The organism is Mycobacteriales bacterium, from assembly GCA_035550055.1.
Taxonomy (GTDB): Bacteria; Actinomycetota; Actinomycetes; order JAFAQI01; family JAFAQI01; genus DASZTV01.
Genome location: DASZRO010000042.1, coordinates 1 through 16297, shown reverse-complemented (window position 1 = coordinate 16297; position 16297 = coordinate 1). Strand labels below are relative to the sequence as shown.

17 protein-coding genes and 1 tRNA gene are annotated in these 16297 nt (G+C 69.9%); 14 read left to right on the top strand and 4 right to left on the bottom strand.

All coding sequences use genetic code 11. From position 1 onward, the window contains the following. The 5 genes from VG899_06905 to VG899_06885 form a co-directional block, all read left to right on the top strand. Positions 1-576 (top strand): sigma-70 family RNA polymerase sigma factor (locus VG899_06905; protein ID HWA66080.1); only part of this gene is annotated, 576 nt, incomplete at its 5' end. Then, on the top strand, positions 576-1709 hold the full coding sequence (locus VG899_06900; GenBank protein HWA66079.1) for a hypothetical protein: 1134 nt from the start codon (positions 576-578) through the stop codon (positions 1707-1709). The genes VG899_06905 and VG899_06900, both read left to right, overlap by 1 nt. A 28-nt stretch (positions 1710-1737) precedes the next feature. Next, the gene (locus tag VG899_06895) at positions 1738-3681 is read left to right on the top strand and encodes a neutral/alkaline ceramidase (GenBank protein ID HWA66078.1); all 1944 of its coding nucleotides are present in this window, start codon (positions 1738-1740) and stop codon (positions 3679-3681) included. A gap of 9 nt (positions 3682-3690) precedes the next feature. After that, positions 3691-4707 (top strand): MBL fold metallo-hydrolase, encoded by a 1017-nt coding sequence (locus VG899_06890; protein ID HWA66077.1) that lies wholly within the window; start codon positions 3691-3693, stop codon positions 4705-4707. A gap of 54 nt (positions 4708-4761) precedes the next feature. After that, positions 4762-5283 (top strand): VOC family protein, encoded by a 522-nt coding sequence (locus VG899_06885; GenBank protein ID HWA66076.1) that lies wholly within the window; start codon positions 4762-4764, stop codon positions 5281-5283. Here the strand turns inward: VG899_06885 and VG899_06880 are convergent. After that, positions 5276-7456 (bottom strand): MMPL family transporter, encoded by a 2181-nt coding sequence (locus VG899_06880; GenBank protein HWA66075.1) that lies wholly within the window; start codon positions 7454-7456, stop codon positions 5276-5278. The two genes, VG899_06885 and VG899_06880, sit on opposite strands and share 8 nt — an antisense overlap. Before the next feature lie 91 nt (positions 7457-7547). Here VG899_06880 and VG899_06875 point away from each other — a divergent pair, with 91 nt between their 5' ends. After that, on the top strand, positions 7548-8054 hold the full coding sequence (locus VG899_06875) for a MarR family winged helix-turn-helix transcriptional regulator (GenBank protein HWA66074.1): 507 nt from the start codon (positions 7548-7550) through the stop codon (positions 8052-8054). On the opposite strand, the gene VG899_06870 is transcribed toward VG899_06875, so the two are convergent. From VG899_06870 to VG899_06860, 3 genes are all read right to left on the bottom strand, one after another. Continuing rightward, positions 8051-8356: a hypothetical protein gene (locus tag VG899_06870; protein ID HWA66073.1), complete on the bottom strand. Its 306-nt coding sequence runs from the start codon at positions 8354-8356 to the stop codon at positions 8051-8053. The genes VG899_06875 and VG899_06870 overlap by 4 nt on opposite strands. A 180-nt stretch (positions 8357-8536) precedes the next feature. After that, on the bottom strand, positions 8537-9157 hold the full coding sequence (locus VG899_06865; GenBank protein HWA66072.1) for a CbiX/SirB N-terminal domain-containing protein: 621 nt from the start codon (positions 9155-9157) through the stop codon (positions 8537-8539). Positions 9158-9184: 27 nt separating this feature from the next. Continuing rightward, on the bottom strand, positions 9185-9931 hold the full coding sequence (locus tag VG899_06860; GenBank protein ID HWA66071.1) for a phosphoadenylyl-sulfate reductase: 747 nt from the start codon (positions 9929-9931) through the stop codon (positions 9185-9187). A 224-nt stretch (positions 9932-10155) separates the two neighbouring features. Here VG899_06860 and VG899_06855 point away from each other — a divergent pair, with 224 nt between their 5' ends. The 8 genes from VG899_06855 to VG899_06820 all read left to right on the top strand — a co-directional run. Then, positions 10156-11799: a nitrite/sulfite reductase gene (locus tag VG899_06855; GenBank protein ID HWA66070.1), complete on the top strand. Its 1644-nt coding sequence runs from the start codon at positions 10156-10158 to the stop codon at positions 11797-11799. 276 nt (positions 11800-12075) lie between these two features. Further along, entirely contained in the window at positions 12076-12564 is a 489-nt protein-coding gene (locus VG899_06850) for a tRNA adenosine deaminase-associated protein (GenBank protein ID HWA66069.1), read from the top strand. A gap of 40 nt (positions 12565-12604) precedes the next feature. Next, on the top strand, positions 12605-13129 hold the full coding sequence (locus VG899_06845) for a tRNA adenosine deaminase-associated protein (protein ID HWA66068.1): 525 nt from the start codon (positions 12605-12607) through the stop codon (positions 13127-13129). Positions 13130-13174: 45 nt separating this feature from the next. Further along, positions 13175-13606 carry a tRNA adenosine(34) deaminase TadA gene (tadA, locus tag VG899_06840; protein HWA66067.1) on the top strand — a complete coding sequence of 144 codons (432 nt, stop codon included), beginning with the start codon at positions 13175-13177 and terminating at the stop codon, positions 13604-13606. A gap of 40 nt (positions 13607-13646) precedes the next feature. Beyond that, positions 13647-14654, top strand: a complete 1008-nt coding sequence (locus tag VG899_06835) for a hypothetical protein (protein HWA66066.1) — start codon at positions 13647-13649, stop codon at positions 14652-14654. Positions 14655-14676: 22 nt separating this feature from the next. Then, entirely contained in the window at positions 14677-15687 is a 1011-nt protein-coding gene (locus VG899_06830) for a hypothetical protein (protein HWA66065.1), read from the top strand. A 50-nt stretch (positions 15688-15737) separates the two neighbouring features. Next, positions 15738-15827, top strand: a tRNA-Ser gene (locus VG899_06825). 102 nt (positions 15828-15929) lie between these two features. Continuing rightward, positions 15930-16297: hypothetical protein (locus tag VG899_06820; GenBank protein HWA66064.1), on the top strand; the 368-nt coding region annotated here is incomplete at its 3' end.

Here is a 16297-nt window from a genome sequence, read left to right as displayed (position 1 = left end):
CCCCCCCCCGAGCCGCTGGACGACGCCCTGCGACGGGCGCGGGCCGGCGACGAGGAGGGGTTCGCGGAACTCTGGCGGGCGCTGCAGCCGCCACTGCTTCGCTACCTGCGGGTTCGCAGCCGTACGTCGTACGAGGATGTCGCCGCCGAGACCTGGCTGCAGGTCGTTCGCGACCTGTCGAGCTTCGTCGGCAACGCCGAGGGATTCCGGGCCTGGGTCTTCACGGTCGCTCGCCACCGCGCCGTCGACGCGGCGCGTGCCGCCGCCGCCCGGCCGTCCGTGCTGGTCCCCGACGTCGACGAGGTCGGCCGTCACCCGGCTGCCGCGGGCGCCGATCTCGAGGCCCTCGAGCAGATGTCGACCGATCGCGCCCTCGCCCTCGTCAGCGCCCTGCCACGGGAGCAGGCCGAGATGGTGATGCTGCGCGTGGTCGCCGGCCTCGACGTGCCGGTGGTGGCCCGGATCGTCGGCAAGTCACCCGGGGCGGTCCGAGTGAGCGTCCACCGGGGGCTTCGAGCCCTCGCCCGCAGCCCGCAGGCCCGTCTGGCGGCATACGACTCGACGGAGGTGGTGTGATGAGTCGCTTCGACGACGACCTGTCACCCTTCCGTGACGAGCCGGTGTTCCGGGCGCTGACCGGGCCGGCCACCCCGGACGAGCTCGCGGGTGAGGCCGAGGCGCGCGCCGCCTTCCGCGCCGCCGGCTCGGCCGGTCCCCGCCGCCGGCTGGCGGTGAAGATGGGAGCGAGTGGCGCGGCCGCCGCCGCCGTGGTGGCACTGACCGGCGGAGCGGCTGCGGCCTACACCGCGGTGCTGCCGTCTCCGGTGCAGCAGACGCTTCACGAGGCGTTCGGGCCGCTCGGCGTACCTGCGCCGCAACCCCACCGCCACGCCAAGCCGGTGGCGACGCCGTCGCCCACCCCGTCGCAGGCTGCCGCGCCGACACCCGCTCCGGAGAGCCCTGCGGCGACCGCGCGCACAGACACGTCACCGCCGAGCACGCCGCCGCGGTCGGCGAGCGCGGAGCCCACCATTGCCGTATCGCCGACGACGACCACGACGCTGCCGGTGATCGCGCTGACGCCGTCCGCGACGCCAACGCCGACCACCAGCCCGAGCGGCCGGCCTCCGCTTCCCGGCGCCACGTTGCTCATCACGACGAGTGACACCGAGGTCGACGTCGGCGACGCGGTCACGATCAGCGGAACGCTCACCGACGAGACCGGGACGCCGGTCGCCGGCCGGCAGATCGTGTTGGCCGAGCACCTCGTCGGCGAGCCGGGGTGGAACCGGATCGACGAGGTCGCGACCAACGACGCGGGCGAGATCTCGTTCACCGTGCCCGACCTCGAGCACAACGCCCACTTCGCGTTGCGCGCCGGCGGCCACGTGCACAGCAACGTCGTCAGCGTCGGCGTCGATCCGACGATCACGACCGCCGTCGCGACGCCCGCGGCAGACGCCTCCGACACGACCGTGACGGTGACCGTCGTCGGTGCCGAAGCCGGGGACGCCGTCACGCTCGACCGTGGCGGTCGCCATCCGACCGCGCGGACCGCGGAGCTGACGACGACGGGTCAGGCCACCTTCACGGTGCCGGTCCCGCGTGACCACCCGGTCATCTACCGGGTGCTCGTCCATCGCACGCACGCGCATCTGGCGAAGGCGGCGCTGGTCGAGGTTCCGCCACGAGCCCAGCCGGCGCCGTAACCGCACCGGAGGTCGTAAGGTCCGCTGCATGGCGGCTGAAGATCCGGCGTACCTCGTGGGGCGTGGCATCTCTGACGTGACCGGCGAGCTGGCCGGGTGCGGGATGCTCGGGTACGGCAAGGCGGACCAGGTGTCAGCCGGGCTGCACACCCGGTTGCGCACGCGCGCCTTCGTCTTCGCAGACCCGGCGACGCAGCGGCGGGTGCTGTTGTGCGTGAGCGACCTGCCGCTGATGTTCGAAAGCGTCCACCGAGAGGTGCTGCGCCGCGTCGGCGAACGGTTCGGGGACCGCTACACCGACGTCAACACGATGCTGACCGTCACCCACACCCACTGCGGGCCGGGCGGCTACTCCGACCATCTGCTCTACAACACGACGACTCACGGCTTCCACCCGGTGACCTTCGAGGCGATCGTCAGCGGAATCGTCGAGGCGATCGAGCGGGCGGACGCCGACGTCGCGCCGGCTCGTCTGGTGCTCAGCCGAGGCGAGCTGAAGAACGCGAGCGTCAACCGCTCGCCGTCGTCGTTCGCGCGCAACCCGGAGGCGGACAAGGCGTTCTTCCCGGACGGGATCGACCCGCAGACGACGTTGCTCCGCGTCGAGCGCGACGGCCGGGTGGTCGGCGCGGTCAACTGGTTCGCCACGCACGGCACGAGCATGACCAACCGCAACTGCCTGGTCAGCGGTGACAACAAGGGCTACGCCGCGTACTACTGGGAGCGGGTGGTGACGGGGATCGACTACCTGTCCGAGCACGCCCCCGACTTCATCGCGGCGTTCGCGCAGACGAACACCGGCGACATGTCGCCGAACCTCAACCGCGGCCCGGGCAGCGGCCCGACGGAGGACGAGTTCGAGAACACCCGCATCATCGGCCAGCGGCAGGCCGATGCCGCCGCAACCCTCGCCGCGGTCGCCGGCGTACCGGTCGGGGACGGGGTCGACGCCCGGGTGACCTACGTCGACCTCGGGAACGTCACGGTGGATCCCGAGTTCACCGGCGACGGCCGGGTGCATCGGACGAGCCGGGTGATGGGGGCGGCCGCGGCGCTCGCCGGCACTGACGAAGGCAAGGGCTTTCCGGGCTTCAAGCAGGGACGCAACCGGATCATCGACGCGTTCTCGCGGCACGTCGTCTACCGGGCCTCACCGAGGCTGCGTGACGCGCAGGCGCCGAAGGGGATCGTGCTGCCGGGGGGCTTGCTCAACCGGCTGGGCCCATTCGTCCAGGAGCGGGTGCCGGTGCAGCTGCTGCGGATCGGCCGGCTCCACCTGATCGGGATCCCGGGCGAAGTCACGATCACCGCCGGTCTGCGGATGCGCCGGGAGGTCGCCGCGGTCCTGGGTGCGGATCTTGCGGACGTGCTGGTCGCCGGCTACAGCAACGCCTACATCCACTACGTCACGACTCCCGAGGAGTACGAGGAGCAGCGCTACGAAGGCGGGAGCACGCTGTTCGGCCGGTGGGAGGGCCCGGCGCTCACCCAGACCGCGGTCAAGCTGGCTACCGCAATGCGCGACGGCCGGCCGGTCGAGCGCGGCACGCCGCCGCCCGATTTGTCGCACCGGCGCCGGCCACTGGCCGCGCCGAAGGCCGACCAGCAGGCAGCTGGGCGAGCGTTCGGAGACGTGCTGTCGGCGCCGCGCAGCCGTTACGCGGCCGGTGACACCGTGGAGGTGGCATTCGCCGGCGCGAACCCGAACAACGACCTGCGTCGGGGCGGCACCTATCTCGAGGTGGAGCGCCTCACCGACGGGGCGTGGAGCCGGGTGGCCGACGACGGCGACTGGGAGACCAAGCTGCACTGGCGCAAGCACCACGGCGGGTCACGGGTCACCGTCGTCTGGGACGTGCCGGCCGGCGCCGTACCCGGGCAGTACCGGATTCGCTACCACGGCGACGCCAGCGACGACGCCGCCCGGCTCACCGCGTTCACCGGCACCAGCCCCACCTTCGAGGTCGTGTAAGAAAGATCCGTGGCGACGAGCACCGACTGGACGGCTCCCGGCGTGTATGAGGTCGTCCCGGGGGTGCATCGCATCCCGCTGCCGCTGCCCAACGACGGCCTGCGCGCCGTCAACGTCTACGCCGTAACCGGGCCCGACGGGCCCGTCCTGATCGACTCCGGATGGGCCGTGGCAGACGCTCGCGAGCTGTTGGCCGGGGCGCTCGCCGAACTCGGCGCGGAGCTCGGCGACGTCCGGCGCTTTCTGGTGACGCACATGCATCGCGACCACTACAGCCAGGCGATCCATCTGCGCCGTGAGTTCGGTACGCCGGTGGCTCTCGGCGCCGAGGAGCGATGGTCACTCGAAGCGGTGAGCCGACCGGGCCGCAAAGCCGCCGAGGAGCAGGTCGCCTTGCTGCGCGCGCTGGGAGCCGACGAAATCGCGGCCGCGATGTCGGGGAACCGCCCGAAGAGCGACCCGGCGGAGTGGGAGCTTCCCGACGAGTGGCTGCAGGGCGACGAAGTGCTCCCGGTCAACGGACGCTCCCTGGAGGTCGTCCCCACGCCGGGCCACACCCGCGGGCACGTCGTCTTCTACGACACGCCCGCATCGCTGCTGTTCGCCGGCGACCACGTGCTCCCGACGATCACCCCGTCGATCGGCTTCGAGCCGGCCGGCACCCCGAACCCCCTCGGCGCGTTCCTCGACTCGCTCGCGCTGGTCAGAGCGCGTCCCGACGCGATGCTGCTGCCGGCGCATGGTCCGGTCGCTGCCAGCACCCACGCGCGGGTCGACGAGCTCGTCGAGCATCACCGGGTTCGCCTCGACGTCATGGCTGACGTCGTCGCCCGCGGCGCCGAGAAGGCGATCGACGTCGCCTCCCAGGTGACGTGGACGCGGCGCGAGCGGACCCTTGCCGAGCTCGACACGTTCAACAAGTTCCTCGCGGTGTGCGAGACCGGTGCCCATCTTCAGCTGCTCGTCGCGCAGGGGCGCGCGACGATGAGCGAGCGGGACGGCGTGCGCTACTACGCGATGAAGTAACCGGTCGAGCGGTCTGCCCCGTTCCTCGGCGCGCGATCCGCGTAACGTCGGGTCATGGCGATCGTCCGGCTCAACCACGCGGTGCTCTACGTCCGCGACCTCGCGGCGAGCCTCGACTTCTACGTCGGACTGCTCGGGTTCACGCCCATCTCGGAGATGACTCCGGACGGCTTCACCGGGGCGGCGTTTCTGCGGGCCCCCGGGTCGACCAACGACCACGATCTCGGCTTGTTCGCAATCGGGCCCGCGGCGGGCCCGTCGCTCGCCGGGCGAGCCACGGTCGGGCTCTACCACCTCGCGTGGGAGGTCGACACTCTGGCGGAGCTCGACCGGCTCGCGGGTGTCCTGGCCGCCGCGGGCAGCCTGGTCGGGTCGTCGGATCACGGCACGACCAAGAGCCTCTACGCCCGCGACCCGGACGGCATCGAGCTCGAGATCGCTTGGCTGATCCCGGCGGAGCTGCTGACCGACGAGGCGCGAGCCGCGCGCAAGCGGATCGGTCCGCTCGACCTCGCCGCGGAGCAGGCGCGCTACGGCGCGACCACCCGTGGCGGGGTCGGCGTATCGGTCAGCTAGCCGGCGCCACCGCCGGCGTCGCCGCCGGGCCCGACTCCACCCGCAGGGCTCGGGCGAGCGGGCGAGGCAGCCACCAGTTCCACTTGCCCATCAGGGACATCAGGGCCGGGACCAGCATGGCGCGCACGACGGTGGCGTCGAGCAGGATGCCGACGCCTAGTCCGGTCCCGAGGACCTTGATGTCGGTCTCCGGGCCCGAGGCAAGGGCGGCGAACGCGAGGAACAGGATCAACGCGGCACTCGTGACGAGCCGGCCGGTCCGGCCGAGACCTCGGATGACCGCGCCGTTGGTGCCGCCGTGATGCGGGTCGGCGTCGTACTCCTCGCGGATGCGGCTGAGGATGAACACCTCGTAGTCCATCGACAGCCCGAACAGGAACGCGAACACCATCAGCGGCACCCAGAACGTGATGGCGCCCGTCGCCGGGATCCCGAACACGGCGTTGGAGCCGTGGCCGTTCTGCCAGAAGTAGGTCAGCAGGCCGAACGTCGCACCCATCGACACCACGTTGAGCAGAACCGCCTTGATGGCGAGCGTCAGCGAGCGGAACGCCCGGGTCAGCAGGATGAGCGTGATGATCGCGATGACGCTGAACATCAGCGGGAAGTTGCCGTAGACGGCGTGGATGTAGTCCTGCTGGGTCGGGCCGTCGCCGGCCACGCCGACCACTCCGCTGATCGGCTTCACCGCGGCCTGTACGGCGCGGACCGGTGCGAGCGTCTGACTGTTGGCGGTCACGACGTTCGGGACGACGATGACGTCGGAGTAGCCGTCCCGGTTGGCCACCGGACCGTCAGGCAGGGTCGCGATCGACACCCCGGACGTCGACTTCATCGCCTGGAGCACCGCAGGTGCGTCGGCGGTCTTGGTGAGCACCTCCAACGGGGTGAGCGCTCCGGGGCTGATCCCGTTGTCCGTCATCTGCTCGTAGAGGGCGTGCGCCGTGCCCGTCTTGGCCAACGCATTGACGCTGGTCTCGCCCACCTTGAGCCCGAAGACCGGTGACAGCATCACGCCGAGGATGACGACGGCGACTCCTGCGCCCGCCCAGCGCTGGTTCACCACGCCCCTCGCCCAGCCGGTCCAGGCCCGGCTGGCGGTCGCCTCGTGGCGGATCCGCGGCCAGTCGACCCGTGGCCCGATGCCGCCCAGCAGCGCCGGCAGCAGGGTGAGGACCACGAAGGTCGAGATCAGCGGGATGAGCACGCCACCGATGCCGACGCTGCGCAGTCCCGGGACCGGCAAGACGATGAGCGCCAGCAGGCCGATGGCGACCGTCATGCCCGAGACGGCCACGGTGCGTCCGGCAGTCTCTGCGGCGCGGATGACGGCAGCGTGGTTGTCGAGGCCGTGCTCGTGCTCCTCGCGCCATCGGGTGACGAACAGCAGGCTGTAGTCGATGCCGAGCCCGAGGCCGACCAGGCCGACGAGGAACTCGACGATGAACGACACCTCGGTGATGGTGGTCAAGCCGAGTACGACGAGGAACGTCGTGAGAATCGACACGATCGCAACGAGCAGCGGCAGGAAGGCCAGCAGCGAGGCGAAGACGAAGGCGAGCACGATGAGCGCTCCGCCGGCGCCGAGGAGTGTCTCGGTGAACACGCCGGGCCCGCCGGTGTTGCCGCCCGAGGCGAGCTGTTGCTCGCCGGTGATCCCCGTCTGCCAGCCGGGCAGTGCTGCCGCCACCGCCGTCTTGAGCTTCTTGGTCGGATCGTCGGAGAACGAGCCGGGCAGCTTCGTGAACAGCAGCGCGATCGTGGTCCGGCCGTTGGTGCCGATAAACCGGGAGTCGTGGGTGTTGGCGTAGTCGACGACCCGGGTGCCGGGCATCGAGGTGTCGACCGCGTTCGCCATCTTGTCCAGCGCCGCGCTCTGGTCGGCGGCCTGCTCGCCGGCCGGCGCCGTCATCACGGCGATCGAGGTCTCCCCGAGCGTGCCGTTCGGGCCGTACAGCTTCGTCAGCTGCTGCGCGGTCTCATAGCCCGGCTGCCCGGGCAGCGAGAAGTCGATGGACAGCCGCTTCTGCACGCTGCTCGTCGACGCCGCGCCCGCGATGAAGATGACCAGCCAGCCGATCATCACCCATCGGCGGTGATGCAGGACGAAGGCGGCCAGCCGGCCGAAGCCGTTCGTCGGCTCGACTGCCTCGGTGATCGATCCCGTACTCATCTGTCTGCCCGCCCTGTCGATGTCTGCTGGGAAACCTCAGCCGCAGAATCTTTCAGACTGAGAATGATTCGGCAAGTGTATTATCTGTGATGTGGCGGACAGCCGGGCGGATGGCGCTGGCTCCGATCCTGCCGCCGTCCCCGAGGTGATCGGTACCGGGTTCCTGCTTTCTTCTCTCGGTGCTCATTCGGCGATCAGCTTCGCTCGGCGCATCGAGGCGCTCGGCATCACGCCGCCGCACGTCGGCTTGCTTCGGGCGATCACGTTCGGGCCCGGCCGCAGCCAGCAGTCGCTCGCCGACGAGTTCGGGCTGCCGCCGAGCCGGGTGGTCGGCTTCGTGGACGATCTGGAGTCAGCGGGCCTCGTCGAGCGACGTCGCGACGAGCGCGACCGACGCGTGCATCGGCTCTATCTGACCGCGGCCGGCACGAAGGTGATGCGACGTCTGGCCGAGCTCGGCAAGGCCGCAGAGGAGGACCTGTTGCGCTCGTTGAGCCAGGCCGAGCGTCAGACGCTTCGTGGCCTCCTCGAGCGACTGGTTGCCGACCAGGGACTCACTGCCGGGGTCCACCCCGGCTATCGCCAGATGAGGGACTAGCCGACGTCGATGCGGTCGGGCAGGGTCGTCCCGGCGCGGTCGTGTGCCAGTCGCTGCCGCGGGACGAGCGAAACCGCGTCGCGTCGAGCCGCGCGAGCGCAGGCGCGGTGCACGCTGTACACCGTCGCCGCGGTCGAGAACAGCACGGCGCACAGCGCCATCGCGACCAGCGAATGCAGGCCGATCAGGACGAGGCCTGCGACGGCGGCCGGAAGCCAGAGCACGCTCGGGAAGCGGGTGAGCTCGCGGATCACGTCGCGCTGACGGAGGTGCTCGCTGCCGGCGGGAAGCAACACGGACATCACTCGACCTCCTGGGCCAGCGCCTGGTTGGTGAGCAGCCAATACATGACGCGCATCGTCGCGACGGCGCCCGTCATGACCAGTGCGGTGGCGACTCCTCTGAGCATGCGTTCATCGTGCGTGGGCGAACCGGTGTGATCCATGGCGAATCCGGGTGGGTTCGCCCTAGTCACGCAACGCTCAGAACAGCGGGAGCGCCGCGTCGTACCTGCCCATCGCGACCTCGGCGACCCGGGGGTCGGCGCCGATCGGCGCGCTCACGACGGGTGCGCCGCAGCCGGCGACGATCTCGGCGAAGTGCCCCGGCCCGAGCAGGTACGTCGCCACCGCCTCCGGTTCGAGGTCAGCGAGCGCCGGGAAGTCCGCGTCCGCGTTGCCTGCCATGGCCGCAGTGACCGTCACACCGAGGACGTCCGCGAGCTGCCGAGCTGCGGTGTCGAGCTGAGCGGTGCCTGCGGCCGCGAGCGTCACTGGGGTGCCGGCGCTCCATCCGGCTTCGCGGAGCCGGTCCGCGAGCACTGCGGCCAGCCGCGGGTCAGGACCGATCGGCTCGGCAAGGATCGCGTCACCGGCGGCGGCCGGCACGTCAGTGCTCAGATGGAACGTCGACCCGAGCAGCATCGGCACGACGACCGCGCCGGCAGTCGCCGTGTCGGCCAGGCGGGGCTCGTCGTGGCCGAGGAACCCGATCCGCACGTCGAGGTCAGGTCTGGCGCCGACGATGCGATCCGCCACCCACCGCAGGACCGCTGAGTGCCCGGGATGAGCGCTGCCGTGAGCGGCGAGGACCAGCGGCCGCATGTGTCACGAGGAGCAGCGTCGAGGCTGCTACTCGTGCAACCCGCATTCGACCTTGGGCATGCCCAGCCAGCGCCCGGAACGGCCTTCGCCCTTGCGCGTGCACGGGGCGCAGCCGATCGAGCCGTAGCCCTCGGAGATCAGCGGGTTGACCAGCACGTTGTTGTCCGCGGTGTAGCGGTCGACGTCGTCCTGGGTCCACGCCGCGATCGGGTTGACCTTCACCATCTGGTGCTTGTCGTCCCACTCGACGACGCGGACACCCTTGCGGGTCTCGGTCTCGTCGCGGCGAATGCCGGACGCCCACGCGACGTACGGCGCCAACGCCTTCGTCAACGGAGCGACCTTGCGCATCGCGCAGCACAGGTCCGGATCGCGCGCGAACAGATCCTCGCCGAACGCGGCATCCTGCTCGCAGACCGTCAGGTGCGGCTTGACCCGCACCAGGTCGATCGGCAGGGTCGCCTCGACCGCGTCGGCCGTGCCGAGGGTCTCGGCGAAGTGGTAGCCGGTGTCCAGGAACAGCACGCGGACGCCGGGCGACACCGTGCCGGCGAGATGAGCCATCACGCCGTCCGCCATCGACGCCGCGACGGCGAAGCGCTGACCGAAGCGGTCGACCGCCCAGCGCATGATCTCCTGCGCGGTCGCGCCTTCCAGCGCCACTCCGGCATGCTGCGCGAGGTGTTGCAGACCGTCGGACTCGTCGTAGAGATCTTCCAGAGCGGTGGTGTCGTCGTGCAGGAACGACAACACACCGTCAACAGGGGCAGTCATGAGGTCCTCGAAAGCTAGAAGGGTCGCGGGCGCGTGAACTCAGCGCATGCGACACGCCGCACTCGTGACGCGCTGCAGGTCTACGTGCAGCCGCGCCACCAAGAGCAGCGGTGAGGACATACGAGTAGTCTGCCATAGCACGGGAGTCACGTCACCAGCCCGTCCAACCTGCCGAGACACCGTCGTCTCGATCTCGTTCCCTCAACCAGGAAGTCGTCAGTTTCATGCCGCCAGCACGCCGAAGCGCCGGCCAGGGCCAGTGGGCCATGGGCCATCTGGAGCCGTTGACGCCGCAGGAGCGGATGAAGAAGGACGACGACGGCCTCAACGTTCGCGCCCGGATCGAGACGATCTACTCCAAGCAGGGGTTCGACTCCATCGACGCCTCGGACCTGCGCGGCCGCATGCGTTGGTGGGGGCTCTACACGCAGCGCCGGCAGGGCATCGACGGCGGCAAGACGGCGATCCTGGAGCCGGAGGAGCTCGACGACTCCTACTTCATGATGCGGGTGCGCATCCCGGGCGGGCTTTTGTCCAACCAGCAGCTGCGCGTCATCGCGAACATCGCGACGGAGTTCGGGCGCGACTACGCCGACATCACCGACCGTCAGAACGTCCAGCTGCACTGGATCCGCATCGAGGACGTACCCGAGATCTGGCGGCGGCTGGAAGAGGTCGGCCTGTCGACCGGCGAGGCTTGCGGCGACACGCCTCGCAACATGTTGGGTTGTCCGGTTGCCGGGGTCGAGGCCGACGAGATCTTCGACGCGACCGAGACGCTGCTCGCGGTCAACGCGTTCGCGTTGGGCAACAAGGAGTTCTCGAACCTCCCGCGCAAGTACAAGACCGCGATCAGCGCCTGCTCCCATCACTGCACGCTGCACGAGATCAACGACGTGTCGTTCGTCGGGGTGCGGCACGAGGACGGACGCGTCGGCTTCGACCTCTGGGTCGGCGGTGGCCTGTCCACCAACCCGAAGCTGGCGCAACGGCTCGGCGTGTTCGTCCCGCCGGAGGACGCCATCGAGGTGTGGGCGGGTGTCACCAAGGTCTTTCGCGAGTGGGGTTACCGCCGTTCCCGCAACCGCGCCCGGCTGAAGTTCCTCGTCGACGACTGGGGCGTGGAGAAGTTCCGCGAGATCCTCGAGAGCGAGGACTTCGTCGGGCACAAGCTGGAGAACGGCCCGGAGGCGGTCCCGCTGCCGGGTGCGCGCGACCACGTCGGGGTGCACAAGCAGCGCGACGGCGCGAACTACGTCGGATTCGCCTTTCGCACCGGTCGCAGCAGTGGCACCGAGCTGATGGCGCTGGCGGACCTCGCCGAGCGTCACGGCAGCGGCCGGGTGGCGTGCACGGTCGAGCAGAAGATGATCATCTTCGACGTCGCGGACGAGAACGTCGACGCCTTGGTGGGTGCGCTCGAGGCTCGCGACCTGCCGGTGAACCCGTCCGCGTTCCGACGTGGCGCGCTCGCCTGCACCGGGCTCGAGTTCTGCAAGTTGGCGATCGTCGAGACGAAGGCGCGTGCGATCGAGCTCTACGACGAGCTCGAGAAGCGGTTGCCCGACTTCGACACCCCGATCCAGATCGCCGTCAACGGGTGCCCGAACGCCTGTGCTCGTTTCCAGGTTGCCGACATCGGGCTGAAGGGCATGATCGTCGACGACGGCGAGGGCTTCCAGGTCCACCTCGGTGGCGCACTCGGCGAGGACGCGGGTGTCGGGCGCAAGCTGCGTGGGCTCAAGGTGCGTGCCGACGAGCTGCCCGACTACGTCGAGCGGGTGCTCCGCAACTACTTGGCCGACCGGGCCGACGGGGAGCGGTTCGCGACCTGGGTCCGGCGCGCCGACGAAGCCCTGGTCCAGTAGGGCTCGCCGCATGAGCCAGCGTGCGGTCCCGTTCTACTGCCCGTACTGCGGGGACGAGGATCTGCAGCCGTACGCCGACCAGCACGGTGCGTGGTGGTGCCAGTCGTGCCGACGCGCATGGAAGCTTTCACTGATCGGCACGGGTCGGCCGAGCCGACTTGGCGGCGTACCCATCGAGGACGCTGACACACCTGGCTGACCGCGCCGAATCTCGGCTATTGGCGGCGCCGTTTCGATCTGCCACCATGCCGCTATTGCGGCAAGGAGGCGACGGCGATGGGCAGTCAGACCCGCGAGACGGTCGCCGTCGTCGTGTATCGGGAAGCAGGCCGCTGGGTCTCCGACGTACTCCCCGAGCGGATCACTGACGACCTCGACGCGCTGATCGGCGTCCTGCGCCAGCAGCCTGCCGACAACGGCGCGATCGCGCTGGTCAACGTGGCCGACGAGTTCTTCGTCGCGTTGCGGGTCTGCGGCGGTGAAGTCCGGATGATGCTCTCCGACGTGTCCGCCGCCGTGGCGTGGGACCTCGCTCGGCAGGTCACCGACCGGCTCGGCATCGACGCACCCGACGACGAGGGCGTCGAGGACATCTGGCCGGCCGGTGACATCGGCATCTTCGCCGATCTCGGCCTCGACGAGCTCGGGCTCAGCGTGCTGCTCGACGATCTCGACGCCTACGCCGACGAGATGCTGCTCAGCGTCGCCGGTCGACTCGGCTTCGCCGACGTCTACGATCGCGCGTTGGAGTCAGCAACTCAGTGACGATCAGCAACGACAACATCGAGACTGTGAGGTGCCCGCGGTGACGTACGTGGCTTCGACGTTCGCCCGCGTGGACTCGGCCTGGTTCGGCGACGACGTGTCCCTCGACGAGGTCGAGGACCTCGACGGCGTGGTCGAGCTGGTGCGCGAGGTCATCGGCGACGAGGCCGACACCGGTCTGCTCTTCGTCGAGCAGGACGACGAGTGGTTTGCGGTGCTGCGCCTCGACGCCGACGGCGACCCGCGCGTGTTCGTCTCGGACGCGCGAGCGGTCGGGTCCAGCGACATCGCGTCGGCTCTTGCCGAGGGTGCGATCGAGGTGGGCGTCGCGACTGACGACGACGACAAGGACGACGAAGACGACGTCGCGGACGACGAGGACTCGACGGCACTCGCCGACGGGGATCCAGCGGGTGACGCGGGACTGCTCAGCGATCTCGGTACGTCTGCGTCGCGGCTGCTCGCGTTGTGCGCCGAGGAGGGTGCGCTGCCCGCCGACATCATCGCGGCCGTCTGCGAGTCGGCAGGATGTCTCGATGTGCTGGAGAAGCTCCGCGGCGAGTAGCCGGTCCGGCAAGTCGACGTGATCGCAGTTCCCTACGCCGCCGCGATGCTGCGGGCCATCGATCAGGCGCGTCTCGCCGAGGTGGCCGGCGACGTGCCGGTCGGCGCGGTCGTCGTCGACGACACGGGTGCGGTGATCGGGCAGGGCCACAACGCGCGGGAGCGCGACGGCGACCCGACGGCACATGCCGAAGTGCTTGCGATCCGCGAGGCTGCGAAGGTGCGCGGCTCGTGGCGGCTCGACGGCCTGACGCTGGTCGTGACGCTGGAACCCTGCACGATGTGTGCAGGCGCCGCGGTCCTGTCCCGGCTCGATCGCATCGTCTACGGCGCGGTCGATCCCAAGGCGGGCGCGGCGGGCTCGCTGTGGGACGTGGTGCGCGACCGCCGCCTCAACCATCGGCCGGAGGTCGTCGGTGGCGTCATGGCCGAGGACTGCTCGCAGATACTGGCAGCCTGGTTCCTGACGCGGCGCTGATCAGCGAGGATCATCGTCTCGTGCGGACAGGGGAGAGTCGATGAAGCGAGCGCTGCGCCGCCAGGTGCTGGTCCTGGCCGTCGCCGCGGCGGCGGTGGCGCTTGGCACGCCGGCCGGCTTTGCCAAGACGCCGAAACCGGTCGCTGCGAACGGCCTCGTGGTGCGCTACCAGTACCAGCTGCCGAAGCACGTCACCAGCCGCTTCCGCGCGCCGCTGGTCGCCGAGGCACCCGACGGTGTCGTGTTCTTCGCCCACGGAACGACCGTCTACCGCTCGCTGGGCGAGCAGACGCGGGCAGCCGTCGACGTCAGAGATCGGATCTACGCGCTCGCGGCGAGCGCGTCGATGCTCGTGGTGGAGACGCCGACCGACGTGGTCGCCTACGACCGCTACACCGGGAAGCGGGTCGGCGACTGGGACGTCGAACAAGCGGGCGGCTACGCGCCCTCGCTGCAGATCAGCGGCAACGTGATCTGGTCGCTGATCGACCCGTTGGCAAGTGCCTCCGGGTTGGCGCCGGCGACGCTCTACGAGTTGCAGGTCGGGCATTCGTTGCGGACGATCACCACCCGCGCCGCACCGATCGACCTCGCGGTGGACGGTGCGGGTGATGCCTTCTTCGTCGGCTTCGACGGTCGGCTCGACCGGGTGTCTCCCACCGGTACGGTCGCCAAGAGCGCGGACTCGGCGTACTCGGCGGCGACCCTCGCCTACGTCGGTGGCACGCTGATTGCGGAGATCGACAACGTGTCGACGGTGATCGACGAGATCAACCCTGCGACGCTCGGCGTGATCAGCTCACACAGCGGTCACGCCGGCGACTACGCCGATCTTGCGATCACCTCGATCGGGGCGTTGTCCCTGGACAACGAGTGCGGGACGACGAACTACTGCACGAAGACCGGCGTACGCCGCATCACGCTGCCGGACAGCCAAGGTCCTCAGCTGTCCGTCCCGTACGGCGCGGCGGTGATGGGACCTGATCCGATCGTGTTGGAGATGACTGCCGGCAGCACGCCGCAGCTGGTGGGGTTGGGGCAGGCTTAGCCGAACAAGCGGGGGAGACGCTATGAGGACGACCACGATCAAGGTGGCAGCGCTGGCGATCGGCGCCAGCGGGTTGCTGCTGGCGAACCTGGAGCCGGCCGCGGCGAGCGGTTCGCCGAAGGCACCGATCTCGGTCTCGTTCACCGACACGGTGACGCCGGCGGTCGAAGGGCTTGTCGATCAACGACCGTTCATCGCCGAAGCGCCGGACGGCACGGTCTACTACGCGTCGGGGTCGAGCCTCTACGAGGTGAAGGATCGCGGCACGCCGAGCGACTTCGCCGACGTGACGCATCAGTTCTTCGGTCTGACGGTCGGCGGCGGCGCGGTCGTCGCCCAGACCGTGACGGACGTGACGGCGTACAGCCCGGCCGGTTCCCAGCTCGCGCGATGGAGCGTGACCGGAGCTGCGCCGGTGTCCGACCTGGTCGCCGGGCGGGCCAAGGGCACGGGTCTCGTCGTGTGGGTCGAGGCGCAGTCGGCGGCGGCGAAGGGCCCTTCCGTCATGGAGGAGCTGCAAGTCGGGAAGGCGCCGCGGGTTCTGGCCAGCAAGGCCGACTCGATCAGCAACCCGGTGATCGATGGCGCCGGGGACCTGTTCTACGTGACGACCGCGGGGCGAATCGCGCGGGTCACGCCGAGCGGCAAGACTGCGTCGACGAAAGCGGCGACGTTTGCCGAGTCGAGCTTGTCCTATGTCGACGGGCTGGTCCTCGCGTCGGTCGGCGACGGTGCCCACATCAAGTATTCGGAGATCGACCCGTCGACGCTCGCCATTCGCAAGACCGCCCTCGGGTCGATGTACGGCGCGGGGCAGGTGCTCACCACCACGATCGGTGACCTCGCGTTCCTGGCCAACTGCCCCGACTTCGGGCCGTGCACGTCCGCGACGATCCAGCGGATCGGGCTGCCCGCGACGGTCGAGGCGACGCTGCGGATCAAGGGTTCCCCGCAAGGGCTGATCGGACCCCAGCCGGTGGTGGTGATGGCTGACGGCGCCGCGAACGCCAGCAAGCTGATCTGGCTGAAATAGCCGGCGCCTCGCGGGCGGCGCCGATGCGCGGTCGGGCTAGGCTCTTCGCCGGTGGCGTGTCCGAGCGGTCGAAGGAGCACGCCTCGAAAGCGTGTGAGGGGGCAACTCCTCCGTGGGTTCAAATCCCACCGCCACCGCCATTTTCGTCGAGGCTGCGAAGGTTGCTCCCGAGCGCCCTGACCGGCGTACCTGCGTAGGGTTCGGCGAATCAAGGCGTCGCGCGAAGCAGTCGATGGGACGTAGTGCAGACCTGCACCCAATGCGGCGCTCAGTCACCGCGTGAGGCCAAGTGGTGCACGTCGTGCTACCTGCTGTTCTTGCCGCCGGTCAGTCCCCCGCCGGTCCCTGATGCGCTCCCCGCGGCGGTTTCGGCCTGGCCCCACGCAGCGCCTCAGCCGCTGACGGACGTCGGCACCGACGGCCGGCTGCTGTCGCATCGGGCGTTGACCCTGGTCAGCGCGTCGATCGGGTTCGGCGGCCTGATGCAGTTGGCGGCCTACCTGCTCTCGCGCGACGACTCGATCAGCCAGGACACGCTGATCCGCACCGACCTCGTGCTGACTGTCGTCGTCTACGCGGTGGTCGGTGTGCTCATGGTCAGCCAGATCAC